Annotated in this window: 2 protein-coding genes; both read left to right on the plus strand. The window is 52.6% G+C overall.

Annotated elements, in window-relative coordinates; genetic code table 11:
* A partial coding sequence (locus EXE42_RS15195; protein WP_158293720.1) for an AMP-binding protein occupies nt 1-1,122 on the plus strand: 1,122 nt, incomplete at its 5' end.
* Nucleotides 1,119-1,778 (plus strand): SDR family NAD(P)-dependent oxidoreductase (locus tag EXE42_RS15200; protein WP_137706873.1); only part of this gene is annotated, 660 nt, incomplete at its 3' end. The genes EXE42_RS15195 and EXE42_RS15200, both read left to right, overlap by 4 nt.

Genomic DNA, 1,778 nt, shown 5'->3' on the forward strand with positions numbered 1-1,778 from the left:
ATTGACGATCTAGACGGGTTACTTCAGCAAATTCCGGTTCTCGACAAGCAGACGCTCCGTGACGATCCCGACCGGTTCACGAACGAGAAGTATGCCGATCATAAAATCACGACCTCGGGGTCAACTGGCACCCCGTTAGTCATGTGGGCGAATAAAGCGCAACTTGAGAAGCGCTTGGCCATGAACCTACGCAATCGTGAGTGGATGGGGTATGAGTGGGGGGACAAGAGCGTGCGTCTATGGCATCAGAAGATCGGGATGTCCACAATCCAGTGGATTAAAGAACAATTTGAGGCGTTCCTATCTCGCGAGAAATTCATCCCGGTCTTCAAAATGGGTGACGACAACCTCGGAGAGATTTTGGATGAAATCGACGAATACAATCCGGATCTCATCGACGGTTACGCCGAAGCATATAATATTCTCGTTGAGTACTGTAAGCGCAACGACCTCCAGAAAGATTGGAAGCGGGTCGTCAGCTCAGGACAGCAACTCCATCCCTCGACACGAGAGGGGATCAGAAACTATCTCGGCGCAGATGTGTTCGACAGATACGGCGCGAGAGAGTTTAGCGGCATCGCACAGGAGTGCGTGGAACATGACGGCAAACACATAAATTCGTACCTCTACGTCGTCGAAGTACTGAACGATGACGGCGAGAAACCTGAGAAGGGTGAAAAAGGAAATATCGTCGTGACGGATCTCCATAACAAGGCGACTCCTCTGCTCAGGTACAAAATCGGCGACCTCGCGTATCCGGTTGAAGAGGGGACCTGTGGATGTGGAATGGACTGGCCGAAATTAGGTGAAATTGTTGGTCGCGAACAGTCGGTTATCGTGACGAAGCGGGGTAAGCAGCTCCCCGGTACCTTCTTCGACCACTATTTCAAGGACTACTTCGATGTAATACAACAGTGGCAGGTCGTCCAGAAAGAGCGAGAATCCATCGAAATCAATCTTATGGTGACGAGTGAAGAAGCGTTTGAAGAGATCGAACCAGAACTCCGTCGGGGGCTACACAAGCACGTCGGGGACGTGGAAATTCGGTTCAATATGATGGACGACATGGAAATGATCCGTACCGGAAAGTTCCGACACACGATATCAGAGGTCGAAGAATGAACTCGGTTTTGGTCACTGGTGCGAGTCGGGGTATCGGTCGATACGTCGCAACTCACTTCGCGGAACAGGGGCACGACGTGGCGATAACGGCTATTGACGAGGTAGAACTTAGGAAAACCGCCGAAGAACTGGCTGACCTCTCCGAAAGTGGCCGTACCGAGCGGTTCCTCGCCGACAGCTCCGAAGCGTCCGAGGTAAGGCGGGTTATCGAGGCGGTGAATGACGCCTTCGACGGTATCGACATTCTGGTGAACAATGCTGGTCGGGTAGGTCCAGTCGGAGAATTCCCCACAAACGATCTTAGGGACTGGAAACGAACTGTCCGAACGAACTTATTTGGGATGGTACACTACACATATTATATTCTACCTAGTATGAAGAACCAAGGCTACGGGCGTATCGTGAACATCCTCGGCGGGGGGGCACGGAGTTCCAGACCAACGCTGTCGGGCTATGGAACTTCCAAGGCGGCGACGCTTAGATTCACGACCTCGGTCGGTGAAGAACTCGAAGGAACGAATGTTCGGATGAACGGTGTGGGCCCAGGTGTGGTCGCGACAGATCTCATCGACGAGATCAGGTACGGAGAAAGACTCTCCGACGAGTACGCGGAACGGCTGACCGAGAAAGTCGAGGAAGGTGAGACGACAGACCCA

The organism is Halorubrum sp. SP3, assembly GCF_005435195.1.
GTDB classification, from domain to species: domain Archaea; phylum Halobacteriota; class Halobacteria; order Halobacteriales; family Haloferacaceae; genus Halorubrum; species Halorubrum sodomense.